At 70.9% G+C, this 17,449-nt stretch carries 17 protein-coding genes; 7 read left to right on the top strand and 10 right to left on the bottom strand.

Features of this window, described 5'->3' with window-relative positions; translation table 11 throughout:
• The first annotated feature begins 9 nt into the window (after positions 1-9).
• The gene (locus ACWC1K_RS16685) at positions 10-1,644 is read left to right on the top strand and encodes an amidohydrolase (protein WP_450832001.1); all 1,635 of its coding nucleotides are present in this window, start codon (positions 10-12) and stop codon (positions 1,642-1,644) included.
• A 424-nt stretch (positions 1,645-2,068) separates the two neighbouring features.
• Entirely contained in the window at positions 2,069-3,799 is a 1,731-nt protein-coding gene (locus ACWC1K_RS16680; protein WP_450832000.1) for a hypothetical protein, read from the top strand.
• Between the two features lie 40 nt (positions 3,800-3,839).
• Here ACWC1K_RS16680 and ACWC1K_RS16675 read toward each other — a convergent pair whose 3' ends face one another.
• The 5 genes from ACWC1K_RS16675 to ACWC1K_RS16655 are packed head-to-tail and all read right to left on the bottom strand — an operon-like array spanning position 3,840 to position 8,211.
• The gene (locus ACWC1K_RS16675; protein WP_450831998.1) at positions 3,840-5,087 is read right to left on the bottom strand and encodes a cytochrome P450; all 1,248 of its coding nucleotides are present in this window, start codon (positions 5,085-5,087) and stop codon (positions 3,840-3,842) included.
• Positions 5,084-5,689: a GTP-binding protein gene (locus ACWC1K_RS16670; RefSeq protein WP_450831996.1), complete on the bottom strand. Its 606-nt coding sequence runs from the start codon at positions 5,687-5,689 to the stop codon at positions 5,084-5,086. The genes ACWC1K_RS16675 and ACWC1K_RS16670 overlap by 4 nt, the downstream gene beginning before the upstream one ends.
• Positions 5,670-6,041: a DUF742 domain-containing protein gene (locus ACWC1K_RS16665; RefSeq protein ID WP_450831994.1), complete on the bottom strand. Its 372-nt coding sequence runs from the start codon at positions 6,039-6,041 to the stop codon at positions 5,670-5,672. The genes ACWC1K_RS16670 and ACWC1K_RS16665 overlap by 20 nt, the downstream gene beginning before the upstream one ends.
• Positions 6,038-6,448, bottom strand: coding sequence for a roadblock/LC7 domain-containing protein (locus ACWC1K_RS16660; protein WP_450831992.1), 411 nt, complete (start codon positions 6,446-6,448; stop codon positions 6,038-6,040). The genes ACWC1K_RS16665 and ACWC1K_RS16660 overlap by 4 nt, the downstream gene beginning before the upstream one ends.
• Before the next feature lie 5 nt (positions 6,449-6,453).
• Positions 6,454-8,211 carry an ATP-binding protein gene (locus tag ACWC1K_RS16655; RefSeq protein WP_450831991.1) on the bottom strand — a complete coding sequence of 586 codons (1,758 nt, stop codon included), beginning with the start codon at positions 8,209-8,211 and terminating at the stop codon, positions 6,454-6,456.
• A 318-nt stretch (positions 8,212-8,529) separates the two neighbouring features.
• Between ACWC1K_RS16655 and ACWC1K_RS16650 the strand changes: the two genes are divergently transcribed.
• Positions 8,530-9,756: a PucR family transcriptional regulator gene (locus tag ACWC1K_RS16650; RefSeq protein ID WP_450831990.1), complete on the top strand. Its 1,227-nt coding sequence runs from the start codon at positions 8,530-8,532 to the stop codon at positions 9,754-9,756.
• Here ACWC1K_RS16650 and ACWC1K_RS16645 read toward each other — a convergent pair.
• Positions 9,734-10,210, bottom strand: coding sequence for an N-acetyltransferase family protein (locus ACWC1K_RS16645; protein ID WP_450831989.1), 477 nt, complete (start codon positions 10,208-10,210; stop codon positions 9,734-9,736). The genes ACWC1K_RS16650 and ACWC1K_RS16645 overlap by 23 nt on opposite strands.
• Before the next feature lie 106 nt (positions 10,211-10,316).
• Between ACWC1K_RS16645 and ACWC1K_RS16640 the strand changes: the two genes are divergently transcribed.
• The gene (locus ACWC1K_RS16640) at positions 10,317-10,679 is read left to right on the top strand and encodes a DUF1304 domain-containing protein (RefSeq protein ID WP_450831988.1); all 363 of its coding nucleotides are present in this window, start codon (positions 10,317-10,319) and stop codon (positions 10,677-10,679) included.
• Entirely contained in the window at positions 10,676-11,239 is a 564-nt protein-coding gene (locus ACWC1K_RS16635) for a TetR/AcrR family transcriptional regulator (protein ID WP_450831986.1), read from the top strand. Before ACWC1K_RS16640 ends, ACWC1K_RS16635 begins: the two co-directional genes overlap by 4 nt.
• Positions 11,240-11,246: 7 nt before the next feature.
• Here the strand turns inward: ACWC1K_RS16635 and ACWC1K_RS16630 are convergent, their stop codons facing one another.
• Positions 11,247-12,101, bottom strand: coding sequence for a hypothetical protein (locus tag ACWC1K_RS16630; protein WP_450831984.1), 855 nt, complete (start codon positions 12,099-12,101; stop codon positions 11,247-11,249).
• Positions 12,102-12,170: 69 nt separating this feature from the next.
• Positions 12,171-13,130: a GlxA family transcriptional regulator gene (locus ACWC1K_RS16625; RefSeq protein WP_450831982.1), complete on the bottom strand. Its 960-nt coding sequence runs from the start codon at positions 13,128-13,130 to the stop codon at positions 12,171-12,173.
• A gap of 71 nt (positions 13,131-13,201) precedes the next feature.
• Between ACWC1K_RS16625 and ACWC1K_RS16620 the strand changes: the two genes are divergently transcribed.
• Positions 13,202-14,152 (top strand): NADP-dependent oxidoreductase, encoded by a 951-nt coding sequence (locus ACWC1K_RS16620; RefSeq protein ID WP_450831981.1) that lies wholly within the window; start codon positions 13,202-13,204, stop codon positions 14,150-14,152.
• A 1-nt stretch (position 14,153) separates the two neighbouring features.
• Here ACWC1K_RS16620 and ACWC1K_RS16615 read toward each other — a convergent pair whose 3' ends face one another.
• On the bottom strand, positions 14,154-15,260 hold the full coding sequence (locus tag ACWC1K_RS16615) for an NAD(P)-dependent alcohol dehydrogenase (protein WP_450831979.1): 1,107 nt from the start codon (positions 15,258-15,260) through the stop codon (positions 14,154-14,156).
• 49 nt (positions 15,261-15,309) lie between these two features.
• Positions 15,310-16,764 carry an aldehyde dehydrogenase family protein gene (locus tag ACWC1K_RS16610; RefSeq protein ID WP_450831977.1) on the bottom strand — a complete coding sequence of 485 codons (1,455 nt, stop codon included), beginning with the start codon at positions 16,762-16,764 and terminating at the stop codon, positions 15,310-15,312.
• A gap of 103 nt (positions 16,765-16,867) precedes the next feature.
• Here ACWC1K_RS16610 and ACWC1K_RS16605 point away from each other — a divergent pair, with 103 nt between their 5' ends.
• On the top strand, positions 16,868-17,305 hold the full coding sequence (locus tag ACWC1K_RS16605) for a MarR family winged helix-turn-helix transcriptional regulator (RefSeq protein WP_450831976.1): 438 nt from the start codon (positions 16,868-16,870) through the stop codon (positions 17,303-17,305).
• Positions 17,306-17,449: the final 144 nt, after the last annotated feature.

Below are 17,449 nucleotides of genomic sequence, written 5' to 3'. Positions count from 1 at the left end.
GAACGGAACATGCACGCAGACCTTCTCCTCACCGGCGGCCCGGTCCTCACCCCCGAGGGCCGCACCGCCACCGCCGTGGCCGTCACCGGCGACCGCATCACCGCCGTAGGACACGACGAGGTCCGCGCTCTCGCCGGGCCGCGGACCGAAGTGGTCGACCTGGCCGGGCGGCTGCTGCTGCCGGGCTTCCAGGACGCGCACGTCCATCCGGTCCCGGCCGGGCTGGAACTGAGCCAGTGCGATCTGACCGGGGCCCGGACGGCGCACGAGACGCTCGCCGCGGTCCGCGCGTATGCCGACGCACACCCCGGGCGGGAGTGGATCCTCGGCGGCGGCTGGTCCATGGAGGCCTTCGAGGGCGGTACCCCGACGAAGGAGCTCCTGGACGCCGTCGTCCCCGACCGACCGGTCTATCTGCCCAACCGTGACCATCACGGCGCGTGGGTCAACAGCCGCGCCCTGGAGCTGGCGGGCATCGGCCGCGACACTCCGGACCCGGCCGACGGGCGCATCGAGCGGGACGCGGCGGGCGAGCCGAGCGGCACCCTCCAGGAGGGGGCGATGCAGCTCGTGGGGCGGCTCACTCCCCCGGCCACCGCGGCCGACCGGCTGGCGGCGCTACTGCACGCGCAGCGCCATCTGCACGCACTCGGCATCACGGCCTGGCAGGACGCGCTGGTCGGGGACTTCCTCGGTATGGACGACCCCTCGGGGGCGTATCTGGCAGCGGCACGGGACGGTTCACTGACCGCTCGCGTGATGGGTGCGCTGTGGTGGGACCGCGAGCGCGGGGCCGAGCAGATCCCCGAACTCGTCGAGAAGCGGGCCGCGTTGAGCCAGGGCCGGTTCCGGGCCGGCGCCGTGAAGCTGATGCTGGACGGGGTCGCCGAGAACGGCACGGCCGCGCTGCTCGACCCCTATCTGGACAAGTGCGGCTGCGCCACCGCCAATCGCGGCAAGAGCTTCATCGACCGCGGTCAACTTCCCCAGTACGTGACCGAGTTGGATGGCCTCGGCTTCCAGTGCCATTTCCACGCGCTGGGCGACCGGGCCGTACGCGACGCCCTGGACGCCGTCGAGGCGGCGCGCACGGCGAACGGACCGAGCGACACCCGGCCGCATCTGGCGCACCTTCAGGTCGTGCACCCCGACGACGTGGCGCGCTTCGCCCGGCTCGACGCGACGGCGAACATCCAGCCGTTGTGGGCCGCGCACGAACCGCAGATGGACGAGCTGACCATTCCCTTCCTGGGGGCCGAACGGGCCGCGTGGCAGTACCCGTTCGGTGCGCTGCTGCGCTCCGGGGCCCGGCTCGCGGCGGGCAGCGACTGGCCGGTCAGCAGCCCCGACCCGCTCCAGGGGATCCATGTCGCGGTCAACCGTGTGACACCCGAGGGCGACGGCGCCCCGGTGTTCCTGCCCGGTGAACGCATCGATCTCGCCGCGGCGTTGACCGCGTACACCGCAGGATCGGCTCATGTGAACCACCTCGACGACACCGGCCTAATCCGGGTCGGCGCGCTGGCCGATCTGGTGGTCCTGGACCGCGACCCGTTCGACGGGCCGACCGAGGAGATCGCGCAGACGAGTGTGGCGCGGACCTATGTGGGAGGGGAGGCAGTGTACGCAGCTCATGAGGCGTAAGCAGTAACGCACATCACGGTGAGGTCACGCGTAGATCATTTACGCTCTGGGCAGCCTCGTATCGCTTCTCGGTTCAACTTTCGGCCATAGAAGCTCAGTTCGAGGGCACGGGTGGTCATTTCGGCCACCCGTTCGCAGGGCCGGGGGGACTCTGCATCGCCGTCTCCCGGAAGGAAGCGCATGCCTCAGGACGTCACGTTCGACCTCCCCTTCGACACCCCCATCAGCAGACATCAGGGGATCCTCTGGCCTTCCCCCAGCTGCCGCGCACCCCGGATCCGGCGGTTGCGCCTCGCCTGAACCGGGCCGCACGGGCGGCCGGTCGGGCCGTCGCGGAAGGCACAGAAAACCCTCGGACACGAACGGCCGACCACCATGGCCGATCGATCCATTTGTCATGTCCACAGCTTGATGGGAGACCGGTGTGAAATCTCGAGTCGCAGGTACTGTTCCGCAGGCGTCCGCCGACAGCCTGATCCCGGCGCAGCCGAGCGTCCCGCTCCAGCCCACGGAGGCGGCGAACGCCCTGGCCCGCCTCTTGGAGAAGCGCATCAAGGGGAGCACGGAGGAGTACCGCAGGAGCCGGAACGCCGCTCAGCAGCGGCTGGACGACCTCGGCTCCCCGCACTCCAGTACCACGCTGCAAGTGGCGGGAGCGATCCATCTGGCGCGGCCCGCGTTCCTCCCTCCCGACGAGGAGGGCCAGGCCAGGTTGCGGCACCTCGACGCCGCCCTGCGCGTGATAGAAGCGGCCTTCCCCCAAGTCGCCACCGACATAGAGATATGCCGACTGACCTGCACGATGCTGGAAGGGGCCTGGCGGAGCCGGGCACTCGCCGCGCCGCGCGAACAGGAGCCGACCACCGGATGCGCCTGCGCCCTGTGCCGTCGCCTGCCCACGCCCCCCGTACGCACGCTGGACGACTACCGCTGGCGGCAGAGCGCCGGGCGTCCCCTCACCACCAAGACCTGGCCACACCGCCGGGAACTCGACAGCGTCCTGACCGGTGGATGGTCCTGGACCCGGCAGATGAACGACCTCGAACGGGACCTCGGCCACCGCCACCGCTTCGAGGACGACATCCTCGTCTTCCACGAATACAAGCGCGTGATCGACACCATCGACACGACGCGCCTGACCCAACACGTCGAAGAGCGGCTGGCCGAGAATTTCAGCACCAACAGCGCACGGGCCCTGGTCTCCGGACTCTTCGCCGCCCACAAGCGATCCGTCGACGAGTACTGGCTCCGGCAGCACGAGGCGGGCAACGTCGTGCTCCCCCAGACCAACCCCCTCAGCCAGAGCACCTACTCGATGCTCCAGATGCTGGACTGCCTGTTCTGGCACGTCGCACCCGACAGCGAACTCTGGCAGGAGGAAAACCTCGCCTCCCTGCTGCTGTGCCGCGTCATCGACGACATGGCCGACGTCCGGGCCGACGCCCTCACCGGCGAGATCAGCAACTTCTGGCTCGCCGACATGCCCGCCCACACCAAGGCCCTCTACGCCGCCTGCGCCATAGCCATCGTCAAGTACGGCTGCACGCCCGAGGCGCACGACCCGATGTGGAACACCTGGCTGATGACCACCACCATCGTCTGGATGGGGCTCACGGGCCGCCACGCCCTGTGGTTCGACGGCATCACCGCGGGCCTCCCCCCGGCCGAGGACTGCCCGCTGTGCGACCTGCAGCCCAACCCGTGCACCGGCATCCTCACCGACGGCACCACCCTCACCATCGCCCCGCGGCCGAGCGCGCCGGCACTGAGCTCCCGGGCCGCCGAGCTGTCCGCACGCTGCCGAGACCAGCACCCCCGGGCCTGGCGCCTCTTCGACGGCGAGCTCCATGCCTTCGAAGCACTGCACGGGCCCTGGTACGGCAACATCGACAGCACCTGGGAGATCCTGAGCCGCACCTACCTCGCCGCCGTCGAGGCAGCCGGCGCCGCACCGTCACCGGACCGCGCCCGGCAGGTCCAGCAGGACTCCGGCGTGGTCGGATCCGAGCAGTTCCACACCCTGCACGACCCTCGAACCGGCAGGGAGGACACCGCACTGCTCGCCTACATGTTCGGCGCCGCCCACCCGCACTTCCTCTGGAACGCCACGGGATACCGTCCCACGGGCGTCGAGGGCGACTGGCTCGACGGCTGACACACCGCTGCCCGGCCGGGGGTCCGGCCGGGCAGCGGTGTCAGACGGAGAACTCGACCGGCAGGCTGTCGAGCCGGGACTCCCAGGTGGAGGCGGTCGAGGAGAGCTCCTCCGACGGCACGGCCAGGCGCAGGCCCGGCAGCCGGTGCAGCAGGACGTCCACGCCGATCTCGATGATGGACTGGCCGATGTTCTGCCCCGGGCACTCGTGCGGTCCGGAGCTGAACGCCAGGTGCGACTGGTTGCCCTGCACGGCGACGGCCGAGTCGGGCCGTACCTCCGGGTCGAGGTTGCCGGCGGCCAGGCCCATGACCAGCAGCTCTCCCTCCTGGATGTGATGGCCTCCGAGCTCCAGGTCGGCGGCCGCGAACCGGCCCGGCAGCACGGCCAGCGGCGGGGTGTCCCACATGACCTCCTCCACCACCGAGGAGATGTTCAGCTGCCCGCTGACCAGCCCGGACAGCCGGCCGGCGTCGGTGAGGACCAGTTGCAGGACACGGGCCAGCAGGTTGCTGGTGGTGGTGTGCGCGGCGATCAGCACCAGGCGCAGATGGCTGACGACCTCGTCGTGGTCGAGGCCGGCCGGGTGCTCCAGCAGGGCCGTGGTGAAGTCGGAGCCCGGCTCGGCCCGCTTGCGCTCGGCCAGTTCGGAGAGGATCTGCATGATCCGGCCGTTGTGCTCGAGGGCGCCCTCGCCGCCCTTGAAGACCTGGGCGCACGACTCGACCAGGCGTAGCGCGTCCGCTGCGGGCAGGCCGAGGATCCGGGTGATCACGAGCATCGGCAGGTACTCGGCGTAGTCGGCCACCAGGTCGGCGCGCCCGGTCTCGGCGAACGCGTCGATCTGTTTGTTCGCGAAGTACGTGGCGTGTCGCCGCACTCCGCGGCTGGAGGCCGCGAGCAGCCCGTCGGTGACCGCGCCCCGAAGCCGGCGGTGCGGTTCGCCGTCCTGGGAGACACAGTCGGGCCGCCAGCCGACCATCGGGATCAGAGGATGCGTCTCGGGGATGCGCCCCTCGCGCCAGTCCCGCCAGATCCGCGCGTCCCGGCTGAACTGGCGCGGGTTGTCCAGCACCCGCCGGTTGTCGCGGTAGCCGAGGACCAGCCAGGCGGGGACGTCGCCCTCGAGCAGCACCGGCGCCACCGACCCGTGCTCCTTGCGGAGCCGCTCGTAGATGCCGTACGGGTCGGTCGACGCCTCCGGCCCGAACAGCCGGGTGAGGTCGGCCCCGTGTGCGACGGGGCACCCGCTCGGGGTGTCGGGATCGTTTAAGGGCTGGGCGTTCATCGGGACTCCATTGCGACGGCGGAGCGGGCCTTCAGGTGCTGGATCAGCGTGACGAGCACATCACGGCTGGAGGCGCGGTCGCGGGCGTCGCAGGCCACGACCGGGATGTGGTCGGGAATGTCCAGGGCGTCGCGGATCTCCTCGACGGGATACTCCTTGGAGTCGGGGAAGACGTTCAGGGCGACGACGAAGGGGACGTCCTGCCGCTCCATCTCCTCGATGGCCCGGAAGCTGGAGGCCAGGCGCCGCGTGTCGACCAGGACCACCGCGCCGAGCGCGCCCTTGAACAGGCCGTTCCACAGGAACCAGAAGCGCTCCTGGCCGGGGGTGCCGAACAGGTAGAGCATCAGGCTGTCGTTGAGGCTGATCTTGCCGAAGTCCAGGCTGACGGTGGTCTCCGTCTTGTCGGCGACGCCGATGAGATGGTCGACGTCGGCACTTGCCTGGGTGAGCGTCTCCTCGGTGGTCAGCGGCTTGATGTCGCTGACCGAGCGGACCATGGTGGTCTTCCCGGTGCCGAAGCCGCCGGCGATCATCACCTTCACCGAGCGGGTGCCGCCGGCTGCCGGGCGGCCAGGGTGATCAAAGCCGTTCAAGTCCACTGAGTACCTCCTCAAGGAGCGCGAGGTCGGGCCCGCGACCGGCACCGTGCGCCGGGATGGGGTCACGGGCTTCGACGTGGCCTGCCTCGAGCAGATCCGCCAGCAGCACCGCAAGAATGTTGAAGGGCAGTCCCAGGTGGGCGCCGAGTTCGGCCACCGACAGCGGATCGCGGCAGCGCCGGAGGATGTCCTCGTGTTCGTGCTGCATACCCGGTACGGGGGCGGCCAGGGAGACGATGAGGGTCGCCACGTCGAGACTCGACGCCGAACCGCCCGGTCCGCTGCGCCCCCCGGTGAGGACGTAGTAGCGCTCGAGACCGGACGGGTCCGTGGGCCTGCGGGGAGCACTCATCCAGAGTGCTCCTCCAGGCGCGGACTGGTGCCGAGGAGCTCGCCCATCCTCCGGGCCAGGTCCCTCATCTGGTGGCCGAGCAGCCCCTGGTCGAGGCCTTCGCGGGCCAGGACCCCGAGATACGTCTCCACACCGGCCCGTACGACGAAGAGGTGCCCCCCGTCGACCTCGATCATCGCCAGCCGCAGCTGCCCCGCGTACCTGGGGAACTGCTCGGCGACCGGCTGCGCCAGCGCCTGCAGGCCGGCCACCACGGCCGCGAACCGGTCCACGTCGTCGGGGTCTTCGGCGCCAAAGGAGGTGATGGCCTTGCCGTCGCTGGAGGCCACGAGGGCGAAGCGGATCTCCGGGATGGACTCCACCAGATCGCGGAGCGCCCAGCTCACGTCGGTTCCCTGTTGCGTCATGTGGACTAGTCGCTCTCTTCAGTGCGGTGCTCGGTGGACGGGCGGCCGAAGGGCCCCGTGTCCTCCGTGGTGGACTCCTCGTCGGCCTCGCGGCCGGCGGTGGCAAAGGCAGCCAGGCCGGTGAACGAGGCGTCCGGCGGGACGGAGGAGACCGCGGTCTCCTCCGTCCGCTCGGTGCGCTCGGCCGGCTGGTGCCGCACCGTGGCCTCTGCCTCGTGCCGTTTGCTGCGGCGCCGGGGCAGTCCGCCGGGAGTGGTGTCCACCGCCTCGGAAGGCTCGGCCACCGGCTGGGCGGACGACGCCGCCGATGCCGACGCGGCCACCGCGGGCCGGGCCGCCGGACTCGATCCAGCGGTTGCCGCACCGGTCGTGGCAGTGGTCGCAGCGGCCGCGGGAAGCGGGCTGAAGTACTTGTGCGGGACCACGACCACCACCGAAGTACCGAGCCAGGGCGAGTCCGCGAAGGTGACGCGGATGCCGTAGCGGCGAGCGAGAGCGCCCACGACGCGCAGGCCGATGTTGGCGTCCTCGGAGATTCCGCCGATGCCGGGTCCGGCCGCGATGCCGGTGAGGGCCTCCTCGGCCTCGCGCTTCTTCTCCTCGTTCAGGCCCTTGCCGGAGTCCTGGATCTCGATGCCGACGCCGTTGGGCACCTCCTTGCCGGAGACGAGCACGGGCTCGCTGGGCGGCGAGTAACGGGCCGCGTTGTCCAGCAGCTGGGCGAAGATCAGCGTGAGGTGGTCCACCAGGCCGCCGTCGACGCCGAGTTCGGGCAGATGACGGACCTCGACGCGGTGGAAGTCCTTGATCCGGCCGATACCGCCGCGCACCACGCTGAGCAGGCGCTGCGGCTCCTGCCACTGCCGGCCCGGCCGGTCCGAGCCGCCGAGCACGCCGATGCTCGCGGCGAGCGAGTCGGCGGGGCCGAGTTCCTGGTCGAGTTCCATCAGACCGCGGGCGACGGCCGGGAGCCGGCCGTGCTCGCCCTGCATCTCGTGCAGCCGGCCGCGGAGCTTGCTGGTCAGCACATGAATGCGGTTGCCGATGCTGATCACAGCCTGCTCGGCGGTGGTGGAGCGGTTGAACTCCTCCTCGACACCGATCAGGGCGGTGCGCAGCACCTTGCGCAGTTCGGCCTGCAGATCGGCGCTGACCTTGGCGCACTGGCCCGCCTCGGGCAGCAGGTCGTCGACGGCGTCACCGGCACGCAGCCGCTTCAGCGCGTCGGGCAGCTGCTCGTTCGCGAGCCGGGCCACCGCGTCGTGCTGGTGGGCGAGCTGCTCCCGCCAGACCTCGGCCTGGTCGGCGAGCTGAGCCTCGTACGACGTGGCCTGGTCGGCGAGGCGCCCCTCGAAGGCCCGTGTCTGTTCGGCGAGTTGGGCCTCGTACGTCGAGCTCTGCTCCGCCAGCCGCGCCTCGTAGGCACCGGACTGGTCATTCAGCTGGGCCTCCAGCAAGCCGCGCTCGGCGGCGTACTTCCGCTCCAGGCCCGCGACATGCTGCTGCCACTGCTGCGAGTGCTCGGCCTGCGTGGCGCGGAAGGAGCCCTCGGTGGCGCTCAGCTGCGTGCGGGTGCGGAGCAGCAGCCGGACGCACACGGCGCTCGCGGCGGTGGCCGCGACACCCGCGACACCGGCGGCTATTCGCTCGGAGCTCATGAACGTGGCGGCAACCGTCCCGCCTCCTAAAGCCAGCGGCATCAACCACCAGCTGTACCAGGCGACAGGGGCCCGCGCCGCCGGCGGCGGAGTGGCGAGTTCCATCTGCATCCTTACAAGCAACACGAACGAACAGGGGGGTGTGCAAAAAGGGAGCGCACTGGTGCATGAAACACCACGGGACGACCGATCGCGATCGAGTCAACTCGCAGCGCCGCACAGGAGCTTATCGGGTTTGAACCCGAAAGGATCAACCTCGAACAGTCGGCGGAAGTGAGGGTTCCATCACTCTCAGCCAGCAGCCCACACATCGACAAATCCCTTTACAGACCCGCGAACTTGTCAGACGGTGACAACACACATGTCCATGACTGTCCGCCGCTGATAAGCCCTGATGGATTACTGGCGGGTATCGTCGCGGCCGTGCCGAAGAGAGCCGCTGTGCCGGTGGAGGAGCCGCGCGGTCCGTTCAACGCGTTGCCGACGGGCCTGCACCACCACCTCAGACCCTTCTTCGCCGACATCACCGAGGAGGTCGTACGGGCGATCAGGACCGAGATCCCCGAGTACGCGCGCCCCGCCGACGACACGTACATGCAGGGGGTGCACCGCGGCGTGGACCATGCGCTGCAGGGTTTCCTTGAGCGGATGGCGAAGCCGGACACGGACTGGGAGCCGGTGAAGGCGACGTATCAGCGCATCGGCCGTGGGGAGGCCGAGGAGGGGCGCAGCCTCGACTCGTTCCAGTCGGCACTGCGCCTGGGCGCACGGGTGACGTGGCGGCGGGTGAACGCGCTGGTCGACGCCGATCTGCTGCCGCGCAATGTGCTGGCGGCCTTCGGCGAGGCGCTGTTTCTGCATCTGGACGAGATGGCGGCGGCGACGACCGCGGGCTACACGGAGGCACGGCTGCACGCGGCCGGCGAGCTGCAGCAGCGCCGCACCCGGCTGCTCGACCTGCTCACCGCGGATCCGCCCGCCTCCGCGGAGGCCATCGCGGACCTCGCGCAGAGCGCACGCTGGCCGGTGCCGCGTGCGCTCGCGGTGGTGGCGATCGACCATCGACCGCAGGCGGCCGGGCAGCCGATCGTGGCGCCCGAGTTCCTCGCCCGTTTCGACGTCCAGCCGGCCGTGCTGGTCGTGCCGGACCCGGAGGGACCCGGTCGGGCGCGCGCGGTGGCCGGGGCGCTGCACGGACGGCGGGCCGCGATGGGCCCCACGGTGGCCCTGCAGGAGGGGGCGCGATCGCTGCGCTGGGCGTCCGAGGCGCTGGACCTGGTGCAGCGTGGCGTGCTCGCGGACGGCGAAATGGTGCGCTGCCAGGACCACTTGGCCACGCTGCTGCTCCTGCGCGACGACGCTCTGATCGACGCCATGTCCGAGCACCGGCTGCGCCCGCTGGAGCAGGTGCGGCCACCGCAGCGCGAACGCCTGGCGGAGACCCTGCTCAGCTGGCTGCTGTGCGGGCACAATGCCAGCGAGGTCGCCGTCCGGCTGGCCGTGCACCCCCAGACGGTGCGCTACCGCATGCGCCAGCTGGACGAGCTGTTCGGCTCCCAACTGCACGACCCCGCGGCCCAGTTCGAGATGCAGCTGGCCCTGCGCGCCCTGGAGCTGCGCCGCGGCGCTACAGGGGCTGGCGCAGGGTGACCGTCATGGCGGCGAAGCCGCCCCGCTCGTAGAACCGGATGGCCTCCGCGTTCGCCACGTAGGCGGTCACCTCGGCGTGCTCGGCGCCCTGCCGCCGGGCCCAGTCCAGGAACTCCTCCACCAGCCGGTCCCCGGCTCGGGCACGCCGGTGCTCGGGGCGGACGTAGATGCTGACCAGGGTCGCGGAGGTGACGGTCCGCTTCTCCGTGGGCCCGGTGACGGATCCCATCAGGTGTCCGACGACCTGTCCGTCGTGCTCCACGGCGAGGACGAGGCGTGCCGGGTCCTCCAGGGCCGCGGCGAACGACTGCGCGCCGTGCTCGCGCGGCCAGTCGACATTCACGCTGCTGTCCCGGGTGCCGCCGTCCTCGGCGAACAACCCGGCGCTGGAGGCGACGAGGCCCGGTATGTCCTCGGCGCGGGCGCGTCGCACGATCACCTGTCGATCAGTCATGTGCGCAGGCTATCGGCGGGCACTGACAGTGACACTTCCTGGACACCTGTCCCGCTATAGTGGACACCTGTCCAGGAAATCGAAACAAGAATGACGGAGCCCTGCAATGGAGACGCTCGCGAACGTACTGGTCGGTCTGGTGGCCGCCCTGCATGCCTACATCCTGGTGATGGAGATGTTCCTGTGGCAGAAGAAGCCCGGGCGGGCGCTGCACGGCTTCGACCGGGAGATGGCGCGGGCGACCGCGCCGATGGCCGCCAACCAGGGCCTCTACAACGGCTTCCTCGCGGCCGGTCTGGTCTGGGGCCTGATCGCGGCGGACCCGACCGGCTTCCGCGCCCAGGTGTTCTTCCTGTGCTGCGTCGTCATCGCGGGCGTGTACGGCGCCGTGACGGCCAACCGCCGCATCCTGTTCGCCCAGGCACTGCCCGGCGCGCTCGCCCTGGCCGCCGTCCTGATCGCGCAGTGACCCGCCGCCCGCCTCACGACCCGCGGGCGGCGCGTACCCGGGCGCGGCTGCGGGAGGCGCTGCTCGCGGAGTGCGCCGAGCGGCCCCTCGCGGAGGTGGGGGTGGCGGCGCTGGTACGGCGGGCCGGTGTCGGACGGGCCACCTTCTACGTCCACTACGACGGTCTGGAGGCGCTGGCGGTCGACGCCTGCGCGGATGTCGTAAGGGAGGCCGTGGAGGCGCTGCACTCGTGGCAGGGCCGCCCGGACCCGGTGCACGCGCCGCCCGCGCTCGCCGAGTTCTTCGCCTCCCTCTCCCCGCACGCCGGCCTGTACCGCGAACTCCTGACCCCGGGCGGCGGCGGCCCCCTCGGCCGGGTGCTGCACCGGGACCTGCGCGCCTACAGCCTCCGCGAGCGCGAACGGGCGGGCGCCGCGGACGCACCGCTGGTCGCGTCGGCCGTGGCCGCCACCTTCGCGGGCGTCCTGGCCGACTGGCTGCACGGCCTTCTTGAAGGTGACGCGGCCCACATCGCCGACGAGGTCTGGCAGTTGCTGGTGGCCCTGCACGCGAGCCGGTGACGGCGGCTCACGCGCAGCCCATGCCCCCCTTCACCAGCGGCCAGGCCTCGATGCCGTCGGGCGTGCGGACGTAGACCTTGCCGGGATCGCCGGTCAGCCACAACTGCCGGTCGTGGAAGCGGTATCCGCTGTCGTGGGCGTCGGCGGGCATGCGCACGTCCCCGTCGTAGGGGGAGGTGAGCATGCCGTCGGGGAGGACTCCGTCGGGATCGCGGGCGTACAGCCTGCTTTTCCGGCCCTCCCCCAGCGACAGGAAGTGCGCCTTCCGCCAGTCGCAGTGGGCCGGGCCGACGCTGCTGTTCACCTCGGTGACCGGCAGCCGTCTGCCGTGCCGGTCGGTCCAGATCTCGTACCACTGCCGGTCGGTGAAGCTCGCCGGGAGTTCGGACGGGTCGCAGGAGGCGCTGGTCTCCGGGCCCCAACCGGGCCGGTTCCTCTGGTCCTTGGCGACGACCACGGCCACCTTGGTCCTGCCGCCCACGTCGAAGGAGTACAGGACGCGGTCCTTCTCCTCGCGCTCGACCCGGTAGCCGTAGCGGGGGACGCCGGGCTGCTCGATCTCGAAGTACGCCCTGAGCCCGTCCTCCGGTGTCCTGCCGCCGTCACCCTTGCTCCACGGGTCGCTGCCGCCGCCGGAGTACATCTGCCCGTCGCACTCCAATGCCCGGCCCGCGGCACCCGACGCGATCCGCACAGCACGAACGCCGTCCTCGTCGACGTGCTGCACGGGCACGTGCAGCGGCCCGCTGTAGGGCGCCTCGGGAACCGTGCCGTCGACCACGAGATCCCGGGCCTTCTCACTGCCGCACGCCACCGCCGCCGAGGCGACCAGCACCGTCGTCGCCACCACTCGTGCGCGCATCCCCCACCCCTTTGTTCCGCTCGCCGGCCTACGGTCCTGCGACGCGGCGGTGGCGGGGAACGTTCGCGTCTAGCGGGTGGCCGTCTGGAAAGTGCGCCGGTAGGCCTGCGGAGAGACGCCGATCGCGGCGTGCAGGTGCTGACGCAGGGACGCGCCGGTCGCGAAGCCGACGCGTCCGGCGATCTGGTCGACGGGCAGGTCGCTGGACTCCAGCAGGTGCCGGGCGCGGGCGATGCGCTGCTGGACGATCCAGCGGCCGGGACTGAGGCCGACCTCCTCGTTGAAGCGGCGGGCGAAGGTGCGCAGGCTCATCCGGGCGTGCGCGGCGAGGTCGGACAGGGTGAGCGGCTCGTCGAGTCGTTCCAGGGCCCAGGCACGGGTGGCGGCCGTGCTCGCGGCACCGCTCTGGGGGACCGGCTGCTCGATGTACTGGGCCTGGCCGCCGTCCCGGAAGGGCGGCACGACGCAGCGGCGGGCGACGGCGTTGGCCAGCTCGCTGCCGTGGTCGGTGCGCACGATGTGCAGGCAGACGTCCACGCCGGAGGCGGCGCCCGCCGAGGTGAGGATGCGGCCGTCGGCGACGAAGAGGACGTCCGGGTCGAGGTCCACCTGCGGGTACAGCCGCCGGAACGCGTCGGTGACCTGCCAGTGCGTGGTGGCCCTCCGGCCGTCGAGCAGGCCCGCCGCCGCGAGGACGAAGGCGGCCGTGCAGATGGAGACGATCCGGGCCTCGGGCCGGATGCGGGCGAGGGCGGCGGCGAGCTCCGCGGGCAGCTCGGTGGGGATGCGCGCGGGGGTCATGGAGGCGACCACCACGGTGTCGGCCGTGGTCAGGATCTCGGGACCGTGCTCCACACCGATGGTGAAGTCGGCGCAGGTGCGCACCGGTTGGCCGTCGACGCTGCAGGTCAGCACTTCGTACCGGCCGTCGGCGGCGCCGAGGATCCGGCTGGGGATACCCAGCTCGAAGGGGTACACGCCGTCCAGGGCCAGCACCACGACCCGTTCCACCCGCTGCTCACCCGTCATGGCACGATCTTATCGAAGGTTGGCAATCGTGCCATTTTCTTGCCGGGCGGACCCCGGCAGGCTGGGTGACCATGAGCGATGTGAACACGATGCGAGCCATCAGCCAGGACGTCCTCGGCGGTCCCGAGGTCCTCAAGGAAGTGCGGTTGCCGCGCCCCGAGCCGCGCACCAACGAGGTGCTGGTCCGCGTGCGCGCCGCCGGCCTCAACCCGACCGACTGGAAGCACCGCGCGAACGGCGGTTTCCTGGGCGAGCCGCCCTTCGTCCTGGGCTGGGACGTCTCCGGGGTCGTCGAAGCGGTCGGGATCGGCGTCGCCCGGTTCAAGCCCGGCGACGAGGTCTTCGGCATGCTGTCCTACCCGTTCGGCCACGGCTCGCACGCCGAGTACGTCACCGGCCCGGCACGCTGGTTCGCGCACAAGCCGGCCTCGATCGACCACACACAGGCGGGGGCACTGCCGCTGGTCTCCCTGACCGCCTGGCAGGCCCTGGTGGAGTACGCCGACGTCCAGCAAGGTCAGCGGGTGCTGATCCATGCGGCGGCGGGCGGGGTCGGGCATGTGGCCGTGCAGATCGCCAAGGCGCTGGGCGCCCATGTGATCGGCACGGCGAGCGCGGGCAAGCACGACTTCCTGCGCGGGATCGGTGTGGACGAGGCGATCGACTACCGGGAGACGGACTTCACCGAGGCCGTCAAGGACGTGGACGTCGTCCTGGACACGATCGGCGGGGACACCTCGACGAACTCGCTGCGCGTGCTGCGCCCCGGCGGGATCGTCGTCTCGATCCTGCCCGTCGGTTCGAAGGACTTCGACGAGGAGGCCGAGCGGCTGGGCGTGCGGGCGCTGCGCATGCTGGTGGACGCGTCGCACAGCGGCCTCAAGGCGATCGCGGAGCTGGTGGAGGCGGGGAAGTTGCGCCCCGCGATCGCCGGTACCTTCCCGCTGGCCGACGCCGCCGAGGCCCACAGGCTCGGCGACACCGGCCGGACCACGGGGAAGCTGGTCCTGACGGTCGACTGAGTCAGAACGTCAGCACGGGCTTGATCGCCTTGCCCGCGCCCATGTCCCGCACCGCCTGGTCGATGTCCGCGAACGGATACGTGCTGATCAGGCGGTGCAGCGGAAGCCGTCCCTCCTTCACCAGCTGGACCAGGGAGGGGATGAACGACTGCGTCTCGGCGTCGCCCAGGGTGAGCCCGACGACCTGCTTGCCGCCGAGCAGCCCGTTGACGTCCAGGGCCACCTCGCTGCCGAAGGGCGGCGCTCCCACGACGACCAGCGTGCCGCGCGCGGCGAGCGCGTCGACGCCCTGGCGCAGCACGGCGACGCTGCCGGTGGTCTCGACGACACCGTCCGCACCCCGGCCGCCGGTGATCTCCGCGAGTGCCTCGCCGAGGTCGGCCTCACCGACGTTGACGGTGTGGGTGGCGCCCAGCTCCTTGGCGAGCAAGAGGCGTTCGCCGACCCTGTCGACGGCGACGATCCGGGTGGCGGGGGTCAGCGCGGCGGCCATCACGGCGGACAGGCCGACGGCCCCGGCGCCGAGGACGACGATCGTGCTGCCCGTCACCGGTTTCAGCACGTTCCAGACGGCGCCCACTCCGGTCTGCACACCGCACCCGAGCGGTGCGATCGACTCCAGTGGTACGTCCGCGTCGACCTTGACGAGGCTGCGTTCGTCCACCAGCGCCCGCTCGGCGAAGGAGGACTGGCCGAAGAAGTGGCCGCCGAGCGGGATGCCGTCCCGGCTGATGGTGCTGGTGCCGTCGGCGCGGCGGCCGCCGATCAGGTTCAGCGGCAGCCAGGTCGCGCAGTACGCGGGGTGGCCGCCGTGGCAGTTGCGGCACTCGCCGCAGGAGGTGAAGGACAGCACGACGTGGTCGCCGGGGGCGATGCCGGTGACGGCCGGTCCGACGGCCTCGACGACACCGGCGCCCTCGTGACCGAGCACACCCGGCAGTGGGAAGGGCAGGCCGCCGCTCGCGACGCCGAGGTCGGTGTGGCACAGGCCGGTGGCCACCATGCGGACGAGCGCCTCGTGGGGCCCGGGCTCGTCCAGCTCGACATCGGCGAGCGCGAAGGGCGCACCGCCGGACTCGACGACAGCGGCGCGGGTGGTGATGGACATCGTACGAACTCCCTTGATCTTCGGGCGTGTTCGGGCTGTTCGGCCGGGCTCAGTCGAGCGAGACGACGACGGACTTCACCTTGGTGTAGGCGGCAAGGGCCTCGGGCCCGTACTCGCGGCCGAAACCGGAGTCCTTGACTCCGCCGAAGGGCACCGCGGGGTCGAGCATGGCCCAGTCGTTGATCCAGACGATGCCGGCCTGGAGGCGGTCGGCGATGCGGTGGGCGCGGGCGAGGTTGCTGGTCTGGATTCCGGAAGCCAGGCCGTACGGGGTGGAGTTGGCGAGCTCGATCGCCTCGTCCTCGGTGTCGAAGGGCTGCACGGTCAGGACCGGGCCGAAGATCTCCTCCTGGACGACACGGGAGTCGTTGGACAGATCGGCGATGACGGTGGGCTTGTAGTAGTAGCCGCCGTCGAGGTCGAGCCGCTCGCCGCCGCAGACGATGCGGCCGCCCTCCTTGCGGGCGATGTCGACGTATTCCTCGACCTTCTTCAGGTGCTTCTCCCCCGCCATCGGTCCGACGACGGTCTCGGGGTTGCGCGGGTCACCGACCGGTACGCCGGGCACGGCGTCGGCGAGGATGCCGAGCACGGTGGCGTACACCGGGCGGGAGACGAGCAGGCGCGGGCCGCCCATGCAGAACTGGCCGGTGTTGAAGACGAACGCCTTGATGATCGCGCCGACGGCCTTCTCCAGGTCGGCGTCCTCGAAGACGATGTGGGCGGCGTTGCCGCCGAGTTCCATGGTGACGGGCTTGAGGGCCTCACCTGCGGTGGCAGCCACGTGGCGGCCGATGGCGGTGGAGCCGGTGAAGGCGACCTTGTCGACTCCGCGGTGGCGCAGCAGCGCCTCGCCGGCGACCGGTCCGGTGCCGGTGACCACGTTGACGACGCCGTCCGGGACGCCCGCCTGCTGGAGCAGCTTGGCCATGTACAGGGCGCTCAGCGGGGTCTCGTCGGCCGGCTTGTGCACCACGGTGTTGCCGGCGGCGAGCGCGGGGCCGATCTTCGAGCCGGCGAGGATCAGCGGGAAGTTGAAGGGGGTGATCGCGGCGACCACGCCGATCGGCTCGCGCTTGGTGTAGGCGAGGGCGTTCATGGGGGTGTCGCGGACGGCACCGTCCAGGGAGTGGGCGAGGGCGGCGAAGTGCTCGTAGTCGTTGGCCGCGTTGGTGATGTCGACGGCGTGGCACAGCGAGATGGGCTTGCCGACGTCCAGGCTCTCCAGGCGGGCCAGTTCGTCGGCGTTCTCGCGGATCAGCTCGGCGACGCGGTGCAGGATCCGGCCGCGCTCGCGGCCGCTCAGCCCGGACCAGGTGCCGCTGTCGAAGGCCTCCCGGGCGGCGCGCACGGCCGCGTCCACGTCGGCGGCGCCCGCCTCCGCGACGGTGGTGACGACCGCGCCCCGGGACGGGTCGACCACCTCGGTGCGCGCTCCGTCGGCGGCCTCGCGCCACTGGCCCCCGACAAACAGCCGTCCGGGTTCGATCTCGAAGGCGGTCATCACCACTCCTCAGCCTCATTGCCAAGTTTTCAACTAACAGGATTCCTGTTGGTTCGCAGTCTCATTACAGACAGGTTTCCTGTCAATGCTCTAGGCTGAACTCATGCTCGACACCCAGGCGACCAAGACGTCCCCGTCCCTGCTCTACATGGTGAAGCAGGTGGAGCTTGTGGTGCGCTCGCACCTGGACGAGCTGGTCAAGCCGTCCGGGATCACCGCGCTGCAGTACACCGCGCTCACCGTCCTGGAGCGGCACGACGGACTGTCGGCGGCACAGCTCGCCCGCGACTCGTTCGTCACCGCCCAGTCCATCGCCGATGTCGTACGGTCCCTGGAGAGCCGCGGGCTGGTGCGGCGGGAGCGCAATCCGCGCAACCGGCGCGAGCTGTTGATCCTGCTGACGGATGCCGGCCGGGAGCTGCTGGAGCAGTTCGCGGCACCCGTGCGGGAGCTGGAGGAGCGGATGGTCCGGGACCTCACGGCGCACCAGACCGAGCAGCTGCGCCAGGCACTCTCCAAGGCCTGGCACGCACTGTCGTAGCCCTGCCGCACCCCCTATGGAAGCGCTTCATCGCAATTCGAAGACATATGTCAATCGAACATGCTCAAATTCACTCTAACGAGGGTAACTTGCAGGGCGGAGAATCGGATTTGCGCTCACCAGGGACCCGGGGGACCTTCTGCG

It is taken from the genome of Streptomyces sp. NPDC001492 (assembly GCF_053597275.1).
The sequence above is the reverse complement of the archived record's forward strand: the minus strand, read 5'-3'. Positions and strand labels throughout refer to the sequence as shown.